Annotated in this window: 22 protein-coding genes; 8 read left to right on the top strand and 14 right to left on the bottom strand. The window is 63.0% G+C overall.

Translation table 11 applies throughout. The features are described from left to right. Positions 1-12 precede the first annotated feature (12 nt). From AC1DKY_RS05145 to AC1DKY_RS05135, 3 genes are all read left to right on the top strand, one after another. Entirely contained in the window at positions 13-2,151 is a 2,139-nt protein-coding gene (locus AC1DKY_RS05145) for a glycosyltransferase (RefSeq protein ID WP_441602630.1), read from the top strand. Continuing rightward, positions 2,152-2,910 carry a class I SAM-dependent DNA methyltransferase gene (locus AC1DKY_RS05140; protein ID WP_441602629.1) on the top strand — a complete coding sequence of 253 codons (759 nt, stop codon included), beginning with the start codon at positions 2,152-2,154 and terminating at the stop codon, positions 2,908-2,910. A 77-nt stretch (positions 2,911-2,987) separates the two neighbouring features. Then, a complete protein-coding gene (locus AC1DKY_RS05135) occupies positions 2,988-4,400 on the top strand; it encodes a radical SAM/SPASM domain-containing protein (RefSeq protein ID WP_441602628.1) in 1,413 nt (470 codons plus the stop codon). Between the two features lie 59 nt (positions 4,401-4,459). Here AC1DKY_RS05135 and AC1DKY_RS05130 read toward each other — a convergent pair whose 3' ends face one another. The 5 genes from AC1DKY_RS05130 to AC1DKY_RS05110 all read right to left on the bottom strand — a co-directional run bounded on the left by AC1DKY_RS05130 (position 4,460) and on the right by AC1DKY_RS05110 (position 9,867). Continuing rightward, positions 4,460-5,707, bottom strand: a complete 1,248-nt coding sequence (locus tag AC1DKY_RS05130) for an aminotransferase class V-fold PLP-dependent enzyme (protein ID WP_441602627.1) — start codon at positions 5,705-5,707, stop codon at positions 4,460-4,462. Between the two features lie 36 nt (positions 5,708-5,743). Then, the gene (gene sufD / locus AC1DKY_RS05125; protein WP_441602626.1) at positions 5,744-7,063 is read right to left on the bottom strand and encodes a Fe-S cluster assembly protein SufD; all 1,320 of its coding nucleotides are present in this window, start codon (positions 7,061-7,063) and stop codon (positions 5,744-5,746) included. Continuing rightward, a complete protein-coding gene (gene sufC, locus AC1DKY_RS05120; protein ID WP_441602625.1) occupies positions 7,060-7,830 on the bottom strand; it encodes a Fe-S cluster assembly ATPase SufC in 771 nt (256 codons plus the stop codon). Before sufC ends, sufD begins: the two co-directional genes overlap by 4 nt. 73 nt (positions 7,831-7,903) lie before the next feature. Continuing rightward, the gene (gene sufB / locus AC1DKY_RS05115) at positions 7,904-9,385 is read right to left on the bottom strand and encodes a Fe-S cluster assembly protein SufB (protein WP_441602697.1); all 1,482 of its coding nucleotides are present in this window, start codon (positions 9,383-9,385) and stop codon (positions 7,904-7,906) included. Positions 9,386-9,432: 47 nt separating this feature from the next. After that, entirely contained in the window at positions 9,433-9,867 is a 435-nt protein-coding gene (locus AC1DKY_RS05110) for an SUF system Fe-S cluster assembly regulator (RefSeq protein WP_046970009.1), read from the bottom strand. A 347-nt stretch (positions 9,868-10,214) separates the two neighbouring features. Between AC1DKY_RS05110 and AC1DKY_RS05105 the strand changes: the two genes are divergently transcribed. The 5 genes from AC1DKY_RS05105 to AC1DKY_RS05085 all read left to right on the top strand — a co-directional run bounded on the left by AC1DKY_RS05105 (position 10,215) and on the right by AC1DKY_RS05085 (position 15,043). Further along, the gene (locus AC1DKY_RS05105; protein ID WP_441602624.1) at positions 10,215-10,553 is read left to right on the top strand and encodes a P-II family nitrogen regulator; all 339 of its coding nucleotides are present in this window, start codon (positions 10,215-10,217) and stop codon (positions 10,551-10,553) included. Then, positions 10,543-11,880 carry an ammonium transporter gene (locus AC1DKY_RS05100; RefSeq protein WP_441602623.1) on the top strand — a complete coding sequence of 446 codons (1,338 nt, stop codon included), beginning with the start codon at positions 10,543-10,545 and terminating at the stop codon, positions 11,878-11,880. Before AC1DKY_RS05105 ends, AC1DKY_RS05100 begins: the two co-directional genes overlap by 11 nt. Before the next feature lie 227 nt (positions 11,881-12,107). Beyond that, the gene (locus tag AC1DKY_RS05095) at positions 12,108-13,121 is read left to right on the top strand and encodes an aminoglycoside phosphotransferase family protein (RefSeq protein WP_441602622.1); all 1,014 of its coding nucleotides are present in this window, start codon (positions 12,108-12,110) and stop codon (positions 13,119-13,121) included. Further along, positions 13,118-13,789, top strand: a complete 672-nt coding sequence (gene murU, locus AC1DKY_RS05090; RefSeq protein WP_441602621.1) for an N-acetylmuramate alpha-1-phosphate uridylyltransferase MurU — start codon at positions 13,118-13,120, stop codon at positions 13,787-13,789. The genes AC1DKY_RS05095 and murU overlap by 4 nt, the downstream gene beginning before the upstream one ends. A 138-nt stretch (positions 13,790-13,927) precedes the next feature. Then, positions 13,928-15,043 carry a sterol desaturase family protein gene (locus tag AC1DKY_RS05085; RefSeq protein ID WP_441602620.1) on the top strand — a complete coding sequence of 372 codons (1,116 nt, stop codon included), beginning with the start codon at positions 13,928-13,930 and terminating at the stop codon, positions 15,041-15,043. A gap of 35 nt (positions 15,044-15,078) precedes the next feature. Here the strand turns inward: AC1DKY_RS05085 and AC1DKY_RS05080 are convergent, their stop codons facing one another. The 9 genes from AC1DKY_RS05080 to AC1DKY_RS05040 form a co-directional block, all read right to left on the bottom strand. Continuing rightward, on the bottom strand, positions 15,079-15,546 hold the full coding sequence (locus AC1DKY_RS05080; RefSeq protein WP_441602619.1) for a hypothetical protein: 468 nt from the start codon (positions 15,544-15,546) through the stop codon (positions 15,079-15,081). Between the two features lie 303 nt (positions 15,547-15,849). Further along, on the bottom strand, positions 15,850-16,815 hold the full coding sequence (gene secF / locus AC1DKY_RS05075; protein ID WP_441602618.1) for a protein translocase subunit SecF: 966 nt from the start codon (positions 16,813-16,815) through the stop codon (positions 15,850-15,852). 13 nt (positions 16,816-16,828) lie between these two features. Further along, complete coding sequence (gene secD / locus AC1DKY_RS05070) at positions 16,829-18,700, bottom strand: protein translocase subunit SecD (protein ID WP_441602617.1); 1,872 nt, start codon at positions 18,698-18,700, stop codon at positions 16,829-16,831. 86 nt (positions 18,701-18,786) lie between these two features. Further along, on the bottom strand, positions 18,787-19,122 hold the full coding sequence (gene yajC / locus AC1DKY_RS05065) for a preprotein translocase subunit YajC (protein WP_441602696.1): 336 nt from the start codon (positions 19,120-19,122) through the stop codon (positions 18,787-18,789). A 357-nt stretch (positions 19,123-19,479) separates the two neighbouring features. Further along, entirely contained in the window at positions 19,480-20,607 is a 1,128-nt protein-coding gene (gene tgt, locus AC1DKY_RS05060) for a tRNA guanosine(34) transglycosylase Tgt (RefSeq protein ID WP_441602616.1), read from the bottom strand. Between the two features lie 164 nt (positions 20,608-20,771). Continuing rightward, positions 20,772-21,800 carry a tRNA preQ1(34) S-adenosylmethionine ribosyltransferase-isomerase QueA gene (gene queA / locus AC1DKY_RS05055; protein ID WP_441602615.1) on the bottom strand — a complete coding sequence of 343 codons (1,029 nt, stop codon included), beginning with the start codon at positions 21,798-21,800 and terminating at the stop codon, positions 20,772-20,774. A 116-nt stretch (positions 21,801-21,916) separates the two neighbouring features. Next, positions 21,917-22,519, bottom strand: coding sequence for a response regulator transcription factor (locus tag AC1DKY_RS05050; protein WP_441602614.1), 603 nt, complete (start codon positions 22,517-22,519; stop codon positions 21,917-21,919). Further along, positions 22,516-23,697, bottom strand: coding sequence for a sensor histidine kinase (locus AC1DKY_RS05045; protein ID WP_441602613.1), 1,182 nt, complete (start codon positions 23,695-23,697; stop codon positions 22,516-22,518). Before AC1DKY_RS05045 ends, AC1DKY_RS05050 begins: the two co-directional genes overlap by 4 nt. Next, entirely contained in the window at positions 23,694-24,845 is a 1,152-nt protein-coding gene (locus AC1DKY_RS05040; RefSeq protein WP_441602612.1) for a sensor histidine kinase, read from the bottom strand. Before AC1DKY_RS05040 ends, AC1DKY_RS05045 begins: the two co-directional genes overlap by 4 nt. Positions 24,846-24,874: the final 29 nt, after the last annotated feature.

The raw sequence follows: 24,874 nt of genomic DNA, 5'->3' as shown, positions 1-24,874 counted from the left end.
ACACAGCCATGGATGTGGCGATTCATCCCCCTTTATATCTGCCTTCGACTGGCCGATCTCCTCGCATCGCGACCCTCCTCCTGGCCGCGACGCGAAGTACATGGCAGTCACACCCCCGGCCTCAGCGTCGTCATTGCCGAACGCGGTACGCCGGACCTGCTCAAGCAGACACTGGAAGCTCTGAGACGCGCGTGCGCAGAAATCCAAGAGCCATGCCAGGTCATCGTGCTGATCAACGGCGTCAGCCAATCCGACTACACCAGCCTGCAAGAAGAATTCACCGCGGTAACCTGGCGCCACGTACGCGATCCGCTCGGTTACGGACGAGCGATAAGCGCGGGCCTGGAACTTGTAGAGCATGATTGGTGCTATCTGCTCAACAGTGACATGGTTCTGGCCCCCGACGCCCTCAAGCAGATTCTCGCTTATCGCCGGCCCGAGGTATTCGCCGCCGCATCTCAAATATTTTTTGTGGACCAGAAGCGCCGGCGAGAGGAGACGGGCTGGACAGACTTCCACGGCAACACTGGGCACCCGGAAATCTACGATAGAACGCCCGACGATGGCCCGCTCATCCGTGCCCATATTTACGCCGGTGGTGGGTCGTCCCTATATCGAACGGATGTTTTGCGTCGTTATGTCTGCGACGCAAGTGACTATTCGCCGTTCTACTGGGAGGACGCCGATTGGGGCGCCAGAGCCTGGGCAGACGGTTGGCAAGTACTGTTCTGCCCCGACTCGCATGCATATCACCACCATCGCAGCACCATCGGCAAGTACTACGACGATGCGCAGATCGAACGCATCGTCCGCCGCAACGCCGTCTTGTTCGATCTGCGCAATGCTTTGACCGGACACCTCCCTGGCGCGCAACTGCATCGAGTTGCTGCACTGCCCGCAGCGAGTCGTCGCGAGCTCGCCGGAATTGGCGTCGCCCTGCGCGCGTTGAAGGCACGACTAGCGGTCGCCAAGGCACGTTCCCGCGGGTTTGCTTATGAACGCCTATGCACGGATGAATGGCACGCCGCCATGCCACTGGCGAACCACCAACGCCGTCCGCGACTTCTTCTGGTATCGCCGTTTGCTCTGTATCCGCCGGCGCATGGCGGGGCCAGGAGAATTGCAGAGATCATCAGAAGAATATCCCTGCGATTTGACGTGATCCTCCTTTCCGACGAACGATCCTCTTATGGCGAAGATTCGCGCGAGTGGTTCTCGGAACTCTACGCAGTACACCTGGTCGAGGGCCGCGGAGACATCGAGGGCGAGGCCACTCTTGCCATGACTGACCGAATGAATCGACATGCCTGGCCGGGACTGCGGTCAGAGCTGCGCCGTCTTATGGCGCTTTATTCGCCCGACATCGTGCAAATCGAATTCATGGAACTCGCGCAGCTGGTGGAGGAACGTGATCGTGACTCGCACTGGATTCTGACCTTGCACGATGTCGAACCCGGCAGCTCATCAGCGACTGGCTTTCGGAATGAATTGCTCCCTCAATATGACGGAGTGGTCATATGCACCGATGATGACCGGCGCCTGCTCGATCCGGTAGAAGCAACGCTTGTCCCCAACGGCGCGCGCGACCGGCGCCCGGGCGCCACCCCATCGCCAGAAAATCATCTGTTGTTTGCCGGCCCGTTCCGTTATGCACCAAATCGCATTGGCATAACCTCTTTCATCGACCTGTGCTGGTCAGAATTGAAGCGTCGATTCCCTGACCTGCGACTTACCATCCTCTGCGCCGACGTATCAGCCGACGTCAAAGGCGATCCGAGATTCCAGCAGGACGGCATCGAACTGCGCGAGCGATACGAAGAGCCGTCCGCATGGCTCGAGCGATGCTCCCTCACCATCAACCCATTGACCGATACCCAGGGTTCCTCAGTGAAGCTCATCGAATCGTTGCTTGCCCGAAGGATTTGCGTCAGCACCGTCGATGGGGCCCGTGGTTTCACCGGTCGAGATCTAGGTGGGCTGGTCCTGACGGAGAATGTCGCGAACATGCTCGAGCCCATCGCCACTTTGTTGGGAAACGTTGAGCTACGGCATGCGCTCGAGTCTTCGAAGCTCGAGCATCTCGACGCATTTACATGGGACGCAGCGGCAACCAACCTGCAATCCCTGTATACGCATGTCATGGAGTCGTGAATGGACAAACAGGATTGGGGTTACGACCAGATTGCGGATATCTACGAGACCGACATGGGGAGAAGCATGCCCTTTGACGACATCGCCTGGTATGTCTCATCGGCCCAAAATCTGGGTGGCCGCGCCCTTGAGCTAGGCTGTGGCACCGGGAGAATTCTGCTCCCGTTGATCCGGGCCGGCATCGATGTGATCGGCATAGACCGCTCACGTCCAATGCTCGCCAAACTAAAGAGGGACGCGCACAGTGAAGGGCTCCAGCCTTCGATCCTGCAGATGGATATATCCAGATTGGGTATCACCGGCAGGTTTCGCTGCATCATCCTGGCCTATTCGCTGATCACCTATCTGCACGACGAGGTCGTCGCAGGCCAAGTGCTACGAAGCCTGGGCGAACGGCTTGAACCGGGCGGCATGATCATCCTGGATGCCTTTATCCCCAGGCCAATCCAGCAGTACGCTGAGTTCACCTTCGATTACCGGCGTGAATACGGAGACGGTGCGCTGGAAAGAAGCAAACGCATTACCGTCCTTCCATGTGGACGACACCGGATCGAACGCCGCTACGTCATTCGAAACAAGCAAGAACACGCGGTCCAGACCATCGAAACCAACGAAACGATTCGGCCATACACGGTCAAGGAGCTCGTTGCGCTTGGAATGCGTGGCGGCCTGGCCATTGACAACGTCACATTCGATTATCACGCCCAAAATCCGACGGATGGGGCACGCTTCGCCACCATGGCCCTGAGGCAGGCATGAAGATTCTCGACAGACTCAGGCATTGGACCCGCCTTCCGGAAAATCAGGATAGCCCCTCCCAGGTAAGGACTCGGGCTATGCCAGGCATCGTCTGGATCGAATTGACCTCGCGCTGCCCGTTCGATTGTGTCTTCTGCTCCAGAAAGCTTCTCCGCGGGAAAGGCCAGCACATGGACTTTGAGCTGCTGAAAAAGCTCATTCGGGAGCTCGGGCAACCAGAAGTCATTCGGCTGAACTACTCCGGCGAATCGTCGCACTATCCCCATGTCGTCGAAGCATGCGAGCTTGCAGCTGGTACCGGCGCCCAGGTCGAACTGGTAACCGCCCTGGCCTCACTACCTTGGCACCGCGTCGATGGGCTGGCTAAGGCGGGCCTGTCACGTCTCACGATATCGCTGCACACACTGGACGAGACTCGGTTCCAGGAGATCTATCGCTTCAGCGATGTGCACGAAATGAAAGCCCGCATCGAACGCATCGTCGAGTTGTCAAAGTCTGCACCGCATCACATGGCGGTCGATTTTGCATTCGTCGCCATGCAGCGTAATTTGCGGGATCTTGGCGCCGTCGCCGATTACGCATCTGCCATCGGCGTGTCGCGCGTGGATATTCATCCCGTGATCAGGCGTGACCCGATTCCCGAGACATTCGACGACGAACTCGATGGCGATCGCCTCAAGCCAAGTTTTCTCGCGGACCTGCGCGCCACGCTTGGAGGCGAAGAGCACCGGCATCCGGAGATATCCTTCCGCGTCTCAACGCCGGAGTTGATGGAGCCCACCCCGCTACGGGAGGACGCCTGCACCTATCCGTGGCCATTGCTGTCCGATGCACGGATTCACGGCTGCGAACAAGATCCATGGAATACCGTGCATATTCTGGCTGGCGGTGAAGTCGTGACATGCGAAGTGCGCGACCAGATTGTCATGGGCAGACTGACCCAACACAGCTTGTCGGAGATCTGGAACAGCCCCTCCTATGTGTCCTTCAGAGCTGATTACTTCCATGCCAGGGACACCAGATGCCGAAACTGCTCCTACAAAGTCGTGTCGGCTCCAGCACCTCTTCCTGGCGCCGTCATCGCGCCCGCCACCGGACGTTCCGGCCTGGTCTATGGCTGGCATAGCCCGGATCTTGAATCCATTTTTTGGAGCAGCCAACGAGCAAAGATCGCCCTGCTCGGCAGAGGACTCGTGCAATTGAAGTTCAGTGGATTGCTGCCGCCTGGAGAAGGCAGCGCCAACGTACTAACGCTGAAGGCGAATGGCGTTGCTCTCAAGACATGGACGAACGAGAGCGGGGAGATGGTGGACGTTCAATTCGAGAAGCGTGTGCACGCCCAGGGCCAGGTGATTCTTGAATTGGAAACATCCCAGATGTACTGCCCCTTGCGCCGAGGCACTGGCGATGACTCTCGCGATCTTGGGTTTGCCTTGATCGAAGCAAGCCTCACGGCGATCGCGCAAACCCAAACGAGCGCCATACCCTGACCGGTTCAATATGACGCAGGCGCGCCGATGCGTCGCCCTCTACCCTGACGCAAGCCGCTTCACATCAGCAGCTTGCGCACCTTGAGCAGCGCGGTCACGAAGGCGTCGATCTCTTCGCGCGTGTTGTAGAACGCGAACGAAGCGCGCAGCGTGGCCGGCACTTTGAAGAACTGCATCAGCGGATGGGCGCAGTGGTGGCCCGAGCGCACGGCAACGCCCTGAAGGTCGAGCAGCGTGGCCAGGTCGGTGGCCTGTGCACCCTCGATCAGGAACGAGATCACCGGTTCCTTTTCCTTCGCCTCGCCAAACAGGCGCAGGCCGGGGATTTCGCGCAGGCGCTCCGTGGCATAGGAGAGCAGCTGCTGCTCCCAGGCATGGATGGCTTCGAAGCCTACGGAGTCGTAGTAGTCGATCGCCGCAGTGACGCCGGCGAAACCGGCGATATTTGGCGTGCCCGCTTCGAACTTGTGTGGCGCAGCGGCAAAGGTGGTGCCGGAGAAGCTCACTTCGCGAATCATCTCGCCACCGCCGAAGAACGGCGGCATCGCGTCGAGATGTTCCTTGCGCGCCCACAGGCCACCGGTGCCTGTGGGCGACAACATCTTGTGGCCGGTGAAGGCGTAGAAGTCACAGCCCAGCGCCTGCACGTCCACCGGGCGATGCGGCACCGCCTGGGAGCCGTCCACCACCAGGGGAATGCCACGCTTGCGACATTCGCGCGCGATCTCGCGCACCGGGTTCACGGTGCCCAGCACGTTCGAAACGTGCGTAACGCAGGCGAGCTTCACATCGGGGGTGAGCATCTCGATGTACTTCTCGAGGATCAGCTCGCCGCGCTCGTCGATGGGGGCTGCCTTCACCGTGGCGCCGGTGCGCGAGGCGGCGATCTGCCACGGCACGATGTTGGCGTGGTGCTCCATCACCGTGGTGAGGATGCTATCGCCTTCCTTCAGGCGCGGCAGCGCATAGCTGTAGGCAATGAGGTTCATCGCCTGGGTCGTGCCCGAGGTGAGGATCAGCTCATTGCGCGAGGTGGCGTTGATGAAGCGGGCCAGCTTGTCGCGCGATCCTTCATAGGCTGCCGTCGCCTCTTCGCCCAGCAGATGCACGGCGCGCGATACGTTGGCGTTGTGATGGCGATAGTGCGCATCCACTGCCTCGATCACGCTCTCCGGCTTCTGGCTGGTATTGGCGTTGTCGAAATAGATCAGCGGTTTGTCGTGCACGGTGCGCGACAGCAGCGGGAAATCCGCGCGGATGCGCTGCACATCGAAAACGGTCGGGCTCGGCTTGGTCTGTGCGTTCATCGTGTTCGTTTCGCCTGATTGCTGTCGGGCCGCCGGTCAGGCGGAAGGCAATTGCGCCATCAGTCGTTCGTTGATGTGTTCGCGCAGCCCCTCGTCCGGCAGGGACTCGAACACGGCACGGCAAAAGGCCGCGGTGAGCATGGCGCGTGCTTCGGCCAACGGGATGCCGCGCGAGCGCAGATAGAACAGCGAGCGCTCGTCGAGCTGGCCCACGGTGGCACCGTGCGCCGCCTTCACCTCATCGGCGTAGATTTCCAGTTCGGGCTTGGTGTCGATCTCGGCCTGGGCCGACAGCAAGAGATTCTTGCTGCTCAAGCTGGCGTCGCTACCGTCGGCGCCTTCGGCCACCACGATGGCACCGCGGAACACACCGCGCGAACGCTCGTCGGCCACACCACGCCATACCGACTCGGACGTCGTATTGAGCGCCTGGTGGCGGATCGACATCTGCGTATCCACATGCTGGCGACCGCGCAGGGCGAACACGCCGCCCGTGTCCAGGCGCGACTTGTCGCCTGCCAGCACGGCGTGCAGGTCGTGGCGCACCAGCGAGCCGCCGAGCTCCAGCACATACATTGCCGCGTGCGCTTCGGCATGCAGCTGGAGGCTGTCATGGCGCACCAAGGTGCTGGCGTCGGAAGCATCCTGCAACGTCACGTGACGTAGCTTGGCGCCCTGGCGCAGCACCATATCGGTGACCTGGGTGCCGAGGTTCTGATGGGAATCGGTGGCCACGTGCTGTTCGACCAGGGAGAGCTCAGCGCCCTCGCCCAGCTCGATGACCTGGCGCACATGCGATGCAAGCGCGGCATCCGCCGGCGCACCGATGAACAGCACGCGGACGGTCTTGGAGACTTTGGTGCCAGCGGCCACACGCAGCACCACACCATCACCGGCGAGCACGGCGTTGAGGCGAGCGAACACGTCGCCGCCATCGCGATAGTGACGCGACAAGGCAAACCGCAGCGGTTCGGCATCGCCCTGCAGCACCTGCGACAGCGGCTGCAGCGTCAGGCCGGCCGGCAGGTTGTCCACGCCAGACAAATCCTGACGGAACACGCCGTTGACGAACACCAGCGACGGACCGTCGATACCGGCCAGCGCGTAGCGGTCGATATCGATCGCACGCGTGGACGCCTGCGCATCGCCGGCAGCGAATCGCCGTTGAGCCAGCGCGCGCAGCGCGGTGTACTTCCACGCCTCCATACGCGTATCCGGCAGGCCGCCGGCCACGAAGGCATCGAGGTTCTCGCGGCGCGCGGCATCCAGCCAGCCGATGCCGCTGCCCGGCAGCTGAGCTTGAGCGGCAGCCTCCAGCAGCGATTCGACGAAGGGCGTGCGCTGGGCTTCGCTCATGCCGAGGCTCCAGTGAGCGCGGGATCCTTGTCGTTCACCCACGCATAGCCCTGCGCTTCCAGCTTCAGTGCCAGCGTCTTGTCGCCGCTTTCGACGATGCGGCCATCCGCCAGCACGTGCACGAAATCGGGTTCGATGTAGTCGAGCAGGCGCTGGTAATGAGTGATGACCAGGAAGCCGCGCTCGGCCGAACGCAGCGCGTTCACGCCCTGGGCGACCTGCTTGAGCGCGTCGATGTCCAGGCCCGAATCGGTCTCGTCCAGGATCGCCAGCTTGGGCTCCAGCACGGCCATCTGGAAGATCTCATTGCGCTTCTTTTCGCCGCCGGAGAAACCTTCGTTCACCGCGCGATGCAGCAGCTCGTCGGAGATCTGCATGACCTTGAGCTTCTCGCGCACCAGCTTGAGGAACTGCATGGAGTCGAGCTCTTTCTCACCGCGCTGCTTGCGCTGCGCATTGAGTGCGGCGCGCAGGAAGTAGGTGTTGTTGACGCCGGGGATTTCCACCGGGTACTGGAACGCCAGGAACACACCGGCAGCGGCGCGTTCTTCCGGCTCCAGCGACAGAAGATCGACGCCGTTGAAGGTGACGGAGCCTTCGGTCACTTCGTAACCGTCGCGACCCGAGAGCACATTGCCCAGCGTGGACTTGCCCGCGCCATTGGGGCCCATGATCGCGTGCACTTCGCCGGCGTTCACGCTGAGCGTGAGTCCCTTGAGGATGTCCTTGCCCTCGACGCGGGCGTGCAGGTTTTCGATCTTCAGCATGACGGTTTCTTCAGTGGGCGACGCCGGGGCGTCGCATGTTCAAAATAAGGATCGGATGCAGCGATGGCGGCGATCAGCCGACCGCGCCTTCCAGCGACACTTCCAGCAGCTTCTTGGCTTCCACCGCGAACTCCATCGGCAGCTCGCGGAAGACCTGCTTGCAGAAGCCGTCGACGATCATTGACACCGCGTCTTCCTCGCCGATGCCACGGCTGCGGCAATAGAACAGCTGGTCGTCGGAAATCTTCGATGTGGTCGCCTCGTGCTCGACGATGGCGGAGGGATTCTTCACTTCCATGTACGGGAAAGTGTGCGCGCCGCACTTCTTGCCGATCAGCAGGGAATCGCACTGCGTGTAATTGCGCGCGCCTTCGGCGCCCTTCTCTATCTTTACCAGACCGCGATAGCTGTTGTTGCTGCGGCCGGCGCTGATGCCCTTGGAGACGATCTTCGACTTGGTGCCCTTGCCGATGTGGATCATCTTGGTGCCGGTGTCGGCCTGCTGGCGATGATGGGTGAGCGCGACGGAGTAGAACTCGCCCACCGAACGATCGCCGCGCAACACGCAGCTCGGGTATTTCCAGGTGATGGCCGAGCCGGTTTCCACCTGCGTCCACGAAATCTTGGAATCGTTGCCGCGGCAGTCGCCACGCTTGGTGACGAAGTTGTAGATGCCGCCGACGCCGTTCTCGTCACCCGGGTACCAGTTCTGCACGGTGGAATATTTGATCTGCGCGCGCTCCAGCGCCACCAGCTCAACCACCGCTGCGTGCAGCTGGTTCTCGTCGCGCATCGGCGCCGTGCAGCCTTCGAGGTAGGACACGTAGGCGTCGTCTTCGCACACGATCAGGGTGCGCTCGAACTGCCCGGTGTTGATGGCGTTGATGCGGAAATAGGTGGACAGCTCCATCGGGCAACGCACGCCCTTGGGGATGAACACGAACGAGCCATCGGAGAACACCGCCGAATTGAGCGCGGCGAAGAAGTTGTCGCCGGTCGGCACCACGCTGCCCAGGTACTTCTGCACCAGTTCGGGATGTTCGCGGATGGCTTCGCTCATCGAGCAGAAGATCACGCCGGCTTCGGCCAGTTCCTTGCGGAAAGTGGTGCCTACGGAGACCGAATCGAACACTGCATCGACCGCGACGCCGGCGAGCTTGGCGCGCTCGTGCAGCGGCACGCCCAGCTTGTCGTAGGTTTCCAGCAGCTTCGGATCGACCTCGTCCAGCGACTTCGGGCCGGACTTGGGCGCGGCGTAGTAGCTGATCGACTGGTAATCGATCGGCTTCAGATTCAACTTGGCCCAGTCCGGCATCGGCATGGTGAGCCAGTGGCGATACGCCTTGAGGCGCCACTCGGTCATCCACTCGGGTTCTTTCTTGAGCGCGGAAAGTTGACGCACGATGTCTTCGGACAGACCGGCCGGCAGATACTCGGTCTCGATGTCCGTGACGAAGCCGGCTTCGTAGCGACGACCCAGCGCTTCTGCCACTTCGGCGTTGTCGCGAAGTGTCGTGGCGGAGAGGTCGCTGCGTTCGGTGGTTTCGATGGTCATGGTGTTCTTCGTGTCGTCGTGGGCGGTCGTCATGGATGGCCTGGCGGTCATCCGATCAGGTTGGCGTCGATACGACGACTGGGTGGTTTGAGCATGTCGGACAGGCTGACTGCACGCAGCGCGCTATCCACGACGCTGTTGACGTGTTGCCAGTTGGAGCGGACGCCGCACAGCGATTCACGATCGCACTGACCTTCGGCGAGACTGCATTCGGTCATCCCGATGGGGCCTTCGAGCGCTTCCACGATCTGGGCCAGGGTGATGTCATCCGCCGGGCGCGCCAGGCGGTAGCCGCCGTTGACGCCGCGGAACGACTCCACCAGACCCGCATGACCCAGCGACTTGAGCAGCTTGCTCACGGTGGGCAGCTCCAGGCGCGCCTCGTCGGCGATCTGCGCCGTGCTGAGCACGTCGTCAGGATGGGCGGCGATGCAGGTCATCACCACGGTGGCGTAGTCGGTGAGTCGGCTGACGCGGAGCATGGGGGAATCGGCCAGAGAGACTGCGGGGAATCGGTACCAAAATGGTACTGATTAATGCCGGTGGGGTCAAACCGCGGCAATGCACCAAAAGCGGGATTTGTCCTGGGGAGAACGCCCCCTTTCCGGGCAAGGTCACGCGGCCGGCTGACGGAAACATCCCCCATCCCCTCACCGTCACCCCTGCGGAGGGAGGGATCCAGTGCCCTTGCCTCCCCGCCAACCCCTTGAAAGTCGCTGGATTCCAGCTTTCGCTGGAATGACGGTGAGGAACCATCAGCGCCAGCGCAGCGCTCATGGCACGCATCCTGCTGCACCGCGACATATCTACCGTACGGGGAGCGTTGGGGATGAAGTGGATTACGGCCATCATCAAACCGTTCACGCTGGACGATGTCCGCCAGGCGCTGACCGAGGTGGGAGTGACGGGCATGACCGTCACCGAGGTGAAGGGGTTTGGCCGCCAGCACGGGCATACCGAGCTGTACCGGGGTGCGGAATACGTGGTGGATTTCCTGCCCAAGCTCAAGCTTGAGGTGGCCGTGGCCGACGAGCAGCTCGACCGGGCGGTGGAGGCCATCGTCACCGCCGCGCGCACGGGCAAGATCGGCGACGGCAAGGTGTTCGTGAGCGAGCTGGAACAGGCCATCCGCATTCGCACGCAGGAGGTCGACGTCGATGCGCTTTGACCTGAAGACCTCACGCCCCCTGCTCGCTCTCCTCGGTCTCCTGGCCACCTCATCTGCCTGGGCACAGACCACCGCCGCGCCCACCCATATCGACAGCGGCGATACCGCGTGGATGCTCACCGCCACCGCGCTGGTGCTGCTGATGACGCTTCCGGGGCTCGCGCTCTTCTACGGCGGCATGGTGCGTGCGAAGAACCTGCTGTCGGTCTTGATGCAGTGCTTCGCCATCACCGCGATGGTGTCGGTGCTGTGGATGGTCTATGGCTACTCGCTGGCCTTCAGCACGGAAGGCATGCAGGCTGGCGTGACCAACCTGCACTCGTTCATCGGTGGACTCGATCGCGTGTTTCTTGCGGGCTTGAAACCTGACTCGCGCTATCAGACCGTGCCCGAAAGCGTGTTCGTGATGTTCCAGCTGACCTTCGCGATCATCACGCCCGCCCTCATCATCGGCGCCTTCGCCGAACGCATGAAGTTCAGCGCGCTGCTGTGGTTCAGCGGACTGTGGCTGACCATCGTCTACCTGCCGGTGGCGCATATGGTGTGGAGCGGACCGGGTTCGTTCCTCGGCGATCTGGGCGTGCTCGATTTCGCCGGCGGTACGGTGGTGCACATCAACGCGGGCATCGCGGGCCTGGTGGCCTGCCTGGTGATTGGCAAGCGCCGCGGTTATCCCAACGTGCCGATGCCGCCGCACAACCTGGGTTACACCGTGGTGGGCGCCAGCCTGCTGTGGCTGGGCTGGTTCGGCTTCAACGCCGGCTCGGCCGTGGCCGCCAACGGCAGCGCCGGCATGGCGATGCTGGTGACGCAGGTCGCCACCGCCGCCGCCGCACTGGGCTGGCTGGCGATCGAATGGATCGTGCATGGGCGGCCCAGCGTACTGGGCATTGTTTCTGGCGCGGTTGCGGGGCTTGTTGCTGTCACGCCTGCCGCTGGCACGGCCGGACCCGGCGGCGCGCTCGTGCTGGGCCTGATAGCGGGCGTCGTCTGTTTCTTCAGCGCCACGCGCCTCAAGCACAAGTTCGGCTATGACGACTCGCTGGATGTGTTCGGCGTACACGCCATCGCCGGCATCATCGGCGCCCTGCTCACCGGCCCGCTGGCCTCGCCCAAGCTCGGCGGCTTCGGCACGGTGGAATCGCTGTTCGGGCAGTTGTGGATACAGGCCAAAGGCGTGGGCTTTACGGTGGTGTGGAGCGCCGTGTTGAGTCTGCTTATCCTGAAGTTGATTGACTGGACTATTGGGCTGCGTGTGGACGATGAGCAGGAGCAGGTTGGCCTGGATCTCTCGCTGCACGAGGAGAAGGCGTACAACCTGTCGTGAGTGCGCTCTCTCATCCCCTCTTTCCTTTTGGGCAGAGGGGTTCGCTCATTTGTGGGAGCGCACCCTGTGCGCGACGCGGCGCCTGGATGTGCCGCTCCGTAGGTTCGTCGCGCACAGGGTGCGCTCCCACAGTAGATTTCCCACGGTAGATTTCAGCCCTGCTCTGGCTCCCGGCAAGATGAGGCGAATACCCGCTAAGCTTCTCTCATCGCCACGTCCAGCCGACCATGACCACCGTTCCCGACCGCGCCGCCGCCCGCCTCGCCTGGACCCGCTCCGCCCTTGGCGACGCTACGCTCGAACTCGTTTCCGCCTCTTCGGACGCCAGCTTCCGCAGCTACTGGCGCACGCACTATGACGGCAAGAGCTGGGTGGTGATGGATTCGCCGCCCGCCCTGGAAGATCCGCGCCCCTGGCTGGCCATGGGCAAACGACTAGCCGCGGCCGGTATCCACGTGCCCGCTGTGCATGCGGCGGATCTCGAGCAAGGTTTCCTGCTGATCGAAGACCTCGGCACGCAGCTCTATCTGCCCGCCTTGAACGACGACAGCGCCGATCGCCTCTATGGCGACGCCATGGATGCGCTGCTGTTGATGCAGACCCGCATGGACCACGCCGATCTGCCGCTGTTCGATCACGCACGCCTGGTAAGCGGATTGGAAGTGATGCCGGAATGGTTTCTCGGCAAACACCTCGGTTACACGCCCACCTGCGACGAATGGGATGTGCTCGAAGCCGCGTTCAGCGTGATCATCCGCAATACGCTGGAACAGCCGCGCCGTTTCGTGCATCGCGATTATCACAGCCGTAATTTGCTCATCGTCGATCACAACAATCCCGGCATCATCGATTTCCAGGGCGCGCTGTCCGGCCCGATCACTTACGACCTCGCCTCGCTGCTGCGCGATGCCTACATCGTGTGGCCGCGCGAGCGCGTGGAAGGCTGGGTCGAGTCGTATCGGCAGCGCCTGCTCACCGCCGGCGTGATCGATGAAAAGATCGACGGCAAACGCTTCCTGCGCTGGTTCGACCTCACCGGCATGCATCGCCATATCCGCGTGCTCGGCCAGTTCTATCGCCTGTGGTACCGCGATGGAAAACCTGGCTACCTCGCCGACGTGCCGCGCGTGTATCACTACGTGGTGTCGGTGGCGGAGCGCTATCCCGAACTGACGGACTTCGTGGCGCTGCTGAAGCAGCATGCGGAAGGTCGCGATCTTACCCAGGTGGCCGCCGCATGAGACACGCCATGATCTTCGCCGCCGGCCTGGGCGAACGCATGCGACCGCACACCGATCACACGCCCAAGCCTTTGCTGGAAGTGGGCGGCAAGCGCCTGATCGAGTGGCATCTGGAAAAACTGGCTGCCATTGATGTGCGTTACGTGGTGATCAACACCTCGCACCTGGCGGATCAATTTCCCGATGTGCTCGGCGATGGTTCGCGCTGGGGTCTGCGCATCCGCTACGCCTATGAAGGTCCCACACCGTTGGAAACCGGCGGCGGCATGCTCAACGCACTGCCCTTGCTGGGACCCGAGCCGTTTATCGCCGTTAGCGCGGATATCTACAGCGACTACGACTATGCCGCGCTGCCGCTTGAGCCATCCGGCCTGGCACACCTGGTGATGGTGCCCAATCCTGACTGGCATGCCACGGGCGATTTCGTGCTGGATCAGGGCCAGCTCCACGAAGACGGTTCAGGCGAGCGGCTCACCTTCGGCAATGTCGGCGTCTATCGCCCCGAATTCCTGCGCGGGCACGCACCCGGTCGCTTCAAATTGCTGCCGCTGTATCAACAAGCCATGCGCGCCGACCAGCTTAGCGGCGAGTGCTACGACGGCTTCTGGCGCAACCTGGGCAATCCGGCCCAATTGACGGAGCTGGACGCGCATTTGCGCGGCAGCTAAGCGAAAGGTGGCTTGCCGCAAAATCCTGCCGGATGGATGCGGCCGGCAGCCGGCGGTATCCTGAACTGCCCGGTTCTGTAGCGCCCCGCTCCGCTCCCCGCCTGCAGGACCGACACGTAATCTCGCAAGGTGTCGACGATGTCCGAACTGTGGTCCCATCTGGTCAGCTGGTTCGCCAGCCACGGCGTACTACCGGTGCTGCAGTTCCTGCATCTGGAAGGCCTCGCCGGCGATCCGAACGACATCTCCGGCTCGCTGCTGATCGCAGCCTTCCAGCTCTGTGTGATCGGCCTGATCTTCCGGCCGCTGGAAAGCGTCGTGCCGGCGGAACGCTGGGAACACCGCAAGCTGACCAAGGTCGACTTCCAGTACACCGTGCTGATGCTGGTCGGCATCTTTCCGATCTTCAGCTTTCTCATCCTCACGCCCATCGCCACTTACTTTGGCGGACCGGACACCGGCCCCGGCGACGCCAGCGCCTCGCCGCTCGCCATCACGCACTGGGTGCCGTGGCTGAAGCAGCATCCGTGGCTTCTGTTCGGCTGCTACTACGTGATCTACGACCTGGTGTACTACTGGATGCATCGCCTGCAGCACGCCCTGCCGTGGTGGTGGGCGTTGCACAGCATGCACCACAGCACGCGCCAGATGAGCTGCTGGACCAATGATCGCGGCAGCCTGATTGACGGCTTCATCCAGTCGATGATCCTTGCCAGCGTGGGCATCGTGATGGGCGTGGAGCCCGAGCAGTTCGCCTGGCTGGTGCTGATGGGCGAACTGGTGCAGAACTTCTCGCACGCCAATGTGCGCATCGCGTTCGGCCCGGTCTTCAACCGCGTATTCGTGTCACCGAAGTTCCACCGCCTTCACCACATGCTGGTCGACCCGACTCGTCCGACACTGCACAACTGCAACTTCGGCCAGGTCTTCTCGATCTGGGATGTGCTGTTCGGCACCGCGCTGTACAACGAACCGCTGCGCCCCACCGGCGTGGGCGATCCGATGGTGGACGACGACAACAACCATGGCCTGGTTGGCTTGCACTGGAACGCGGCCAAGCGTTTTTGGGGCGCGGTGCGCCGGCCGTCGGGCTGGAAGTTCGGCGAGGTGGCCTTCGGCCCCGACTACCGCCCAATACCGGTGGATCAACTGGATCTGCATGGGTTGGCCCATCATGTGCTGCAGCCGGCGCATGCTGTGGAAGAAACTTCGGCCGGTGTTTCCGGAGTTCAGGCCTCCACTGAGACCGCTTAGATATCTGCCTCGCCGTGTCCCCGCAGCGACTCCACTCAGGATGCTGCCGTCGCAAACTCGCCGGGGCGGTCCACGTACAGCAGGATCCAGCGGCGTGCAGCAACGTCCTTCCCTTTACGGCTCAAACGCACCTGGGTCATGGCCGATTCCTCAAGTTCTATTGCCACGTTGGGAGCATCGGGTCGACTGACTACCAGCACATCGCTCAGGGGAATTTGATGGCCCCCCGCCCAGGCCTGACGAGATTCGTGGAACGCAAGGACGCGGCGAATGGAAGATCGCGGGATGTTCCCGCCGTAATGGATGCCACCACCTAGCCACAGCGCGTGCTCATCGATTGCATGGGGAATCGAGCAGCTTGTGCTGCGCACCGCCAATGCCCATCCGACCGCATACAGCCCGGCGATAAAAACGATGCCATGGATCAACCATGGATGGGCGGGGTGGCAGAGCGACACCAGCACCCATGAAAGCGGGATGTCGCCAAGCAGTCCGATGATCATGATGGGGACCACAACGCTGCTGACCGGTCCATTCGACGTACTGAAACGTCGGACTTCCGGAAACGTTGCCGCCACCTTGGCGCTTGGCCTGGGTTGCCTCAGCACGATCGCAAAGAATTCATTCCAGAGGTTCGGAGCGCGAAACATGCGAGAGGGCCGAGACAGTGTTGGCCCATCCTAGTGTTCGGCGCAGGCGACCTTCAATCGGGGAAGTCCTGCACGCACATGGGCCAGCCTGGAAGTCACACAAAGAAAAAGGCCCGGGAATCCCCGGGCCTCTTCTCAGCGAAAGCAGCGAGCCAGTTACGGACGACGCGCCAACTCCGGATTTTCCTTGGTCCTGGGCATCAGGTCCTGCTTGGACACGCCCAGCCACAGCAGGATCGGGCTCGCCACGAAAATCGAGGAGAGCGTACCCACCAGAATACCGATCAGCATCGTGATGGCGAAGCCGTGCACAGCCGGGCCGCCGAAGAAGTACAGCGCGGCCATGGTGATGCCGGTGAACAGCGCGGTGATGATGGTACGCGACAGCGTGTTGTTGATCGAACGGTTGAGGATCTCTTCCGGCTCGGCCTTGCGGGCCAGGCGGAACAGTTCGCGCACGCGGTCGAACACCACCACCTTGTCGTTGATCGAGTAACCGATCACCGCCAGCACCGAGGCAAGCACCGTCAGGTCGAACTCGCGCTGCGTCAACGCGAAGATGCCGACCGTCACCAGCGCATCGTGGGCCTCGGTGGCGATGGCCGCCACGGCGAAACGCCACTCGAAGCGGATACCCAGGTACAAGCCGATGCCCAGCACCACCACGATGGCAGCCACGATGCCGTCGCTGCGCAGCTCTTCGCCCACGGCGGAGCCGACGTAGTCGCGACTCTTGAGCTTGGCATCCGGACGCGCGGCCTGCAGGGCCTTGGTGACGTCGTCGGCGATCTTGTCCAGGTTAACCTTGCCGCCATTGGCGACGCCGGAGTTCGGATCGTCCTTCGGCTGCAGGCGAATGGACACTTCCTTGGTGCCGCCCAGGCTCTGCACCAGCGCATGCTCCATGCCGCCCTTTTCGAGCGCGTCGCGTACTTCGCCGACCTGCACCGCGTTGTCGTAGTCCATCACCATGGACACGCCGCCGGTGAAGTCCAGACCGTAGTTCAGGTGCTTCACCGAGATGAGCACGATGGACGCGACCATCAGCAAGATCGCGAGACCGACGCTGAACTTCCTCATGCCGAGGAAGTTCACGTTGGCGTTGTGGTTGAAGATTTCCATTTGTGTTTATTCCTCAGACCGACAGCGTCTTGAGCTTGCGATGACCATGGATCAGCGCGGTGATCGCGTGCGTCACGGTGACCGAGGTGAACATCGAGGTCAGGATACCGATCAGCAGCGTCACGCCGAAGCCCTTGATCGGGCCCGAGCCCATCGTGGTCAGCGCGAGTGCGGCAATAAGGTGGGTAACGTTGGCGTCGAGAATGGTGGCCCACGCCTTGTCGTAACCAGCGCGGATCGCCGCGTGCGGCGAGGAGCCGTTGCGCAGTTCTTCACGGATGCGTTCGCAGATCAGCACGTTCGCGTCGATCGCCATACCCAGCGTCAGCACGATACCGGCGATGCCCGGCATGGTCAGCGTCACGCCGACCGCCGACATCACGGCGATCAGGATCACCAGGTTGAAGAACAGCGCCACGTCGGCCACGAGACCGAACAGCTTGTAGTAGAACGCAGCGGCCAGCAGCACTAGGGCGAGGCCGAGCGTCACGGCGCGCAGACCCTTCTGGATGTTGTCCTGGCCGAGGCTGGGACCGATCACGCGCTCTTCGACGATGTCCACCGGCGCCGCCAGCGAACCACCCTTGAGCAGCAGCGCAAGATCGGAGGCGTCCTTGGGACTGCGCAGACCGGTCGTCTGGAAGTTCTTGCCAAACACGCCGTTGATGGTGGCGTAGTTGATCACTTCTTCCGTGACCTTCGGCGTGCGCACTTCCTTGCCGTCGACCACCTTGGTGTCGACCACGCGCTCCACGTACACCACGCCCATCGGCTTGCCGACGTTGCTGGTGGTGAAGTCGAGCATCTTCTTGGCGCCGGCCGCATTGAGCGTCACCGACACTGCCGGGCTGCCGCTCTGCTGGTCGAAGCTGGACGAAGCATCCACCAACTGGTCGCCGGTGACGATGATGTTCTTGCTCAGCAGATACGGACGGCCGTCGCGATCCTTGTAGAGGCGCGCGTCGGGCGGAACGATGCCGGTGCGGGCAGCGTCCACCGCCTGCTGCGGCGTGCCGTAGCCGGAGCGGTATTCCAGGGTCGCCACGGCGCCGATCAGCTTCTTCGCCTCGGCCGTATCCTGCACGCCGGCCAGCTCGACCACGATGCGGCTGTCGCCCTGCTGCTGGATGATCGGCTCGGACACGCCCAGCGCGTTGATGCGGTTGCGCAGCGTGCCCAGGTTCTGGCGGATGGTGTTGAGCGACAGCTCACGCGCCTTGTCCGGACGCACCGCCGCGTTCAGCGGGAAACGATCGCCGGTGGCGTTGCCGTCCGTCACGGCGAGATCGGGATAATCCGCCGTGATGGCGTTGCCGGCGGCGGTGCGGTCGGCGGCGGACTTGAGCACCACCGACACACCCTGCCCGCGCTGCGGGTTGCGCACGACCGAGTCGTAGCGGATGTTCTTTTCGCGCAGCAGGCTGCGGATGTCGTCCGCGTAACGCGTTTCCTGCTTGTCGATCACATCGTTCTGATCGACCTCCATGAGGAAGTGCACGCCGCCCTGAAGGTCCAGGCCCAGCGGCATCGACTTCGCGCCGATGGACGTCAGCCAATGCGGCACCGTCGACTTCAGGTTGAACGCCACCGTGTAGTCATCGCCCAGCGAGGCCTTGATGGCATCGGCTGCGCTCTTCTGCACGTCGGCATTGGCGAAGCTGGCGAGCAGGTGATCGCCATTGAGCTCGACACCGGTCGTGGCGACGTTGGCTTTCTTCAGCGCGTCGACCACCTTCTGTTCGATCGACTGGTCAACCGTCCCGTTGCGGTTGGCCGTGATCTGCACGGCAGGCACCGGCAAGAACACATTGGGCAACGCGTAAACAATACCGAGCACCAATACGATGGCGACCAGCGCATATTTCCAGCGTGGAAAATCACTCATGCCTTGAATCCGTCAAAAGCCACGGCTGAGGCAGCCGTGGCGAGCAATGCTTCGGTGGACCGGAGCCCCTCCGCTCCGGCAAGTCGTCAGGACGACTTCAGCGAGCCCTTGGGCAGGACCTGCTGCACGGCGCCCTTCTGCACCTTGATCTTCACGTTCGGGGCGATTTCGACCGTGATGAAGCTCTCACCGATCTCTTCCACCTTGCCGGCAATACCGCCGTTGGTGACCACTTCGTCACCCTTGGACAGGGCCGTCAGCATGGCGCGGTGCTCCTTCTGACGCTTCATCTGCGGGCGGATCATGACGAAGAACATGACCACCAGCAGCAGGATCGGCAGGGCCAGGCTCATCAGGGGATTTCCCCCCGGAGCGGCTGCGGGAGCGGCCTGGGCAATCACATAGGACATCGGAAAAGTCATCAGCTCGTCTCGCAAGTAGCGGTATTGCCAGAGTTTTCTGACAACACCTGATAAAAGATCGTGGATTATGCCACGCGCCCCCGGCCCCTGCATGCGCTGCAAGGCCCGCCCGTGAAGGGTTCTGGCGTCGGGGGGCGTGGTTTGCAAGGGCTGGACCGGGGCGAGGGGCGGAAGGTTCCCCGGAGAGCCATCCCTAGCTCGTCATTCCGGCGCAGGCTGGAATCCAGTAGCGATATAGGCGGGTTTTCGCGAGAACGCTGGGCAGGCTCTACGTTGAGGCGAAAACCAGGCCATACCGCCACTGGATTCCGGCCTGCGCCGGAATGACGAGCTGGGAAGTCGTCGCCAACCTCAGGCTCAGGCCACCACCCCACCCGCCCTGCGTGCATAGAACTCCGCCACGAAGTCTTCCAGCTTCCCCGCTGCGATGGCCTCGCGCAGCCCCGCCATCAGGCGCTGGTAATGCCGCAGGTTGTGCATGGTGGCCAGCTGGCTGCCGAGGATCTCGTTGCAGCGGTCAAGATGCCGCAGGTAGGCGCGGCTGAAGCCGTTGCTGCAGGCGTAGCAGTCGCAGCCTTCCTCGATCACGCGGGTGTCCAGCGCGAATTTGGCGTTGCGGATGCGCAGCGTGCCTTCGGCGGTGAACAGGAAGCCGTTACGTGCATTGCGGGTGGGCATGACGCAGTCGAACATGTCGATGCCGCGGCGCACCGCTTCCACGATGTCCTCCGGACGGCCCACGCCCATCAGGTAGCGCGGCTTGTCGGCCGGCAACATGGGCACGGTGAAATCCAGCGCATGGTTGCGCTCGGCCTCCGGCTCGCCCACGGCGAGGCCGCCCACGGCGTAGCCGTCGAAGCCGATGTTCACCAGACCYTCCGCCGAGCGACGGCGCAGGTTTTCATAGACGCTGCCCTGCACGATGCCGAACAGCGCATTGGGATTTTTCAGATCGTCGAACGCGCGGCGCGAACGCTCAGCCCAACGCAGGCTCAGTTCCATCGAGGTGGACGCCACCTTCTCCGTAGCCGGATACGGCGTGCACTCGTCGAAGATCATCGCGATATCCGAATCCAGCACCTTCTGGATGCGCATGGACTCTTCGGGCGACAGGAACACTTTGGAGCCATCCACCGGCGAGGCGAAGGCCACGCCCTCCTCGGTGATCTTGCGCTTGTGCGCCAGCGAGAACACTTGGAAACCGCCGGAATCGGTGAGGATCGGCCTGTCCCACCCGATGAACTTGTGCAGGCCGCCGAACTGCTCCACCACCTCGAGACCGGGGCGCAGATACAGGTGGAAGGTGTTGCCCAGGATGATCTCGGCGCCGATCTCGCGGACGTCCCGCGGGGTCATCGCTTTCACCGAGCCATAGGTGCCGACCGGCATGAAGGCCGGCGTTTCCACCGTGCCGCGGTCGAATGTGAGACGGCCACGGCGGGCCGCGCCGTCGGTGGCCTGGAGTTCGAAAGTCATGGAAGTCATAGGGGGAATTATCGCCTGTCCGGCGATTTCGTGCTTTCCGAGCCAAAAAATGCAGAATCTGTGGGAGCGCACCCTGTGCGCGACAAGCCTACGAAGCGGTACACCCACGCGTGGCGGTCGCGCACAGGGTGCGCTCCCACAGGGGAGGGTTGTGCCGCTGCCGCTCAACCCCTCGGCAAAATCAACATCGCATCGCCATACGAGAAAAACCGATACCTCTGCTCCACCGCATGCCGATACGAGCCCAGCATGAAGTCGCGCCCCGCCAGCGCCGACACCAGCATCAGCAGGGTCGATTGCGGCAGGTGGAAGTTGGTCAGCAAGCCGTCGATGCTGCTGAACTTGTAGCCCGGGAAAATGAAGATCTGCGTTTCCCCCGCGAACGGCTGCAGTTCGCCGTCGCGCACCGCGCTCTCCAGCGCACGCACCACGGTGGTGCCTACCGCGATCACGCGACCGCCGGCCGCACGCGTGCGGCGGATCTGCTCCACCAGGCTCGCGCCCACGTTGAGCCACTCGCGATGCATCTGGTGATCCTTGATGTCATCGGCACGTATCGGCTGGAAGGTGCCCGCGCCCACGTGCAGGGTCACGTAGCCAAACTGGATGCCGCGCTCGCGTAGCGTCGCCAGCATCGCCTCATCGAAATGCAGGCCGGCCGTGGGCGCCGCCACCGCACCCGGCTCGCGCGCAAACACCGTCTGGTAGCGCTCCATGTCGCTGGCATCGGCGTGGCGTTCGATATACGGCGGCAGCGGCATTTCGCCGAGTTTCAGCAGCAGCCTTTCCAGCGGTTCGGGCGATTCGAAGTGCAGACGGAAGAACGAGTTGTCGCGCCCCAGCACCACGGCATGGCTGCCATCAGCCAGCTCGATGCGGCCACCCTCTTTCGGCTTCTTGCTCACCCCCAGCTGCACAGTGGCTTCGTGCGCACCGGTGACGCGCTCGATCAGGATTTCCACCTGACCGCCGGTGTCCTTGCGACCGTACAGGCGCGCAGGCAGCACGCGCGTGTCGTTGAACACCAGCAGGTCGCCCTCGCGCAGGAAGGTCGGCAGTTCGCGGAACATGCGGTCCTGGCGCAACTGCGCATCCACGTCGAGCACCAGCAGGCGGCTGGCCGAACGCTCGGACAGCGGTGCCTGCGCAATCAGCTCGGGCGGCAACTCAAAATCGAAATCGGTCTTCTTCACGGCGGGATACTGGCGTCGAATAGGCCATTATCGCGCAAAACCCGCGGCGGGCCCTCGGCCGGGGGCGTGGCGAGGCCAGGACAAGGCGCGCCCGCGATTGCTCCCGAACGCGCCGGCTACAGCCAACCCTTCTGCCGGGCCAGCCGATAAGCCTCGATGCGATTGGCGGCGCCAAGCTTGCCGATGGCCTCGGACAAGTAGTTGCGCACGGTGCCATGCGACAGGTTGAGCTGGGTGGCGATGTCGTTGGCCGACTGTCCCTCGCCCGCCAGGCGCAGCACCTGCCGCTCGCGATCGTTCAGCGGGTCGGCCTCGGACCAGGCCTCCAGCGCCAGCTGCGGATCGATGGCGCGTCCGCCGCGATGGACCATGCGCAGCGCCTCGGCCAGGTTCTCCGCCGGCGCATCCTTCAACAAATAACCGGACACGCCGGCATCCAGGGCGCGGCGAAGAAAACCCGGCCGCGCAAACGTGGTCACGATGATGACCTTGATCGGCATGTCATGGCGCTGGATGCGCTGCGCGAGCTCCAGCCCGGTCAGGCCAGGCATTTCGATATCAGTGACCAGCACGTCGGGCTTGATGCGCTGCAATTCGCGCCACGCCGCCTCACCATCCGCCGCCGAACCAAGCACCTCGATATCACTTTCGAGATTGAGCAGCGCGGACAACGCGCCACGCACCATGGCCTGATCTTCGGCCAGCAATACACGAATCATGCAGCACTCCTGTTGTTCAACTCCATGTCGGACGCCTCGGACGCGGCGACCGACATCTGCTCTTTGCCCAAGGGCACCTGCACGGTCAGCACCGTGCCATGCCGCGGCGGCGAATCGATCTGCAGGCTGCCGCCCAGCGCACGCACGCGTTCACGCATGCCGCTCACGCCATTGCCATGCACGCTCAGGCCGCCGCAACCGTCATCCGTAACCCGCATGTGGAAGCTGTGCCTGTCGATGGTGAAGTCGACGCGCGCGGTGTTCGCCTTGGCGTGGCGATAGATATTCGTCACCGCTTCACGCAACACCAGGGCCAGCGGCGCTTCGACCTGGGCGGGCAGCTGGACCTCGCAGGAAAAAGCGCCATGAAAACCGACGCCGGAGGCTTCCAGCATGAGCCGGGCCGACACCAGTTCCGCGGCCAGATCACCGCGCCGCATGCCGGTCACCGCCGTGCGCACTTCGGCCAGTGCATGGCGCGCGACGCGTTCGACTTCCTCCATTTCACGCTGGGCGCGCTCCGCATCGACCAGCGCAAGTTTGCGCGCGAGTTCGGACTTCAGCGCCACCAGCGACAAGGTGTGACCGAGCAAGTCGTGCAGGTCGCGGCCAATGCGTTCGCGTTCGGCCAGGGTGGCGAGGCGGCGTACTTCTTCCTGCGACAGACGCAGCGCCACGTCCTTGCGCTGGTTGTTCATGCGCAGGAAATGCCCAAAGCCCGAGGTCAACGACACGAAGACGATCAACAGCATGACCCAGGGCGAGACATGCAGCTCATAGGCGACGATAGCCGTAGGCATGGCCAGGATAGCCAAGGCCGTCAGCCAGCGACGCACCGACGACAGGTAGGCAAAGCACATGGCCGAGGAGACTACGTAACCGATCGCCACGCCGTTGTAAGGCCACACCATCAAACCGAGCACAGCGATGCCCGCGGCATACCAGGCCAGTTTTCGATAGGGCGCCGTGTATACCTTGAAGTGCAAATACAGATACAGCGGCACTGAGATCAGCGTGGGCACCAGCCAGCGCGTCCATACGGCCCGGGGATCGGTGATCGGCCCGATCAGCAGCGCAGCGACCCACACCAGATTCGCCATGGCCTCCCAGCGCAGGTAACTGGAGGAGCCGAGCCTGCCCAGCAGGGAGTCGGGATGCGGTTTCAGCCAGCGGCTCATGTCGCCTGCCGCTCCTGCGGTGACCAACCTGTCGCGGGCGAATCGGGCGTCCCGTCGATCTGGCCAAGGTCGCGAAATACCGAGCGCGGACGCAGCGGCACGGTGATGATCAGGCGGGTGCCTTGTCCCACCGGCGAGAGCACCTCCAGGGTGCCGCCCAGTGCTTTGACCCGTTCGCACATGCCCTTGAGGCCATTGCCGTGTACATCGATGCCGCCGCGTCCATCGTCCTGGATGCACAGCTTCAGAGTCTGATTGGCAACGTCGGTGAGCACCCGCGCACGACTTGCTCGCGCGTGCCGCGCGATGTTGGTGACGGCTTCGCGCAGGACGAGTGCCAGTCCTCGCTCGACCTCGACCGGCAAGGAAGGCGGCAGCTCGCCGCATTCGAACGATACGGCCGACGATTCCAGCATCAGTCGCGCCGCGGCAAGCTCGGCGGCCAAGTCGGTGGCGCGGATGCCTGAGACGGCCGTGCGAACCTCCGACAAAGCATGCCGTGCCACGCGTTCTGCCTCGGCCATTTCGCGCTTGGCCGCTTCGGTATCGCGATCGAACAGCTTGCGCGACAGCTCCAGCTTCAAGGTGATCAGCGACAGCGTGTGTCCCAGCAAGTCATGCAGGTCGCGACCGATACGCTCGCGCTCGGCCAGCGCCGCCAGCCGGCGTACTTCATCGTGCGACAACCGAAGCTCGGCCTCCTTTTCCTCACTGAGGCGCTCGGCGTGCACCACCAGGCCGACAATGATCGAGGTGACGGGTATCCAGATGATCGCCTGCCACGGATAGTGCAGCAGGCGCACCTCGACGATGAGCATCACGTTGAGGAGTGCCAGCAGCCCCATGTAGAGGCTCAGCTTCATGCGGCAGCTGCGCAGCATGATGGTGCCGTACACGAAATAGGTGAGCCCGCTGGGGTACCAGCGCAGCAGCAGCATCGACAAGGCGACCAGCGCCAAGGCGTAGTAACGCGACTGGCGACGGGACGCGATGCAAGCCTGTGCATACAGAACCAGGAACAGCGGATAACTGAAGAGAGTGATCCAGGCCCACTGCCAGGTGTAGTGATCGAACGCGGGTATCACGAACACCCACACCGACCACAGCAGATGCACCGCATCCACCCACGGCGACTTGCCTTTGTGCATGCTGATCGCCGCCAGAGAATCCGGCGCCG

It is taken from the genome of Dyella sp. 01N448 (assembly GCF_056399225.1).
This window is presented reverse-complemented; position numbering and strand designations above follow the sequence as displayed.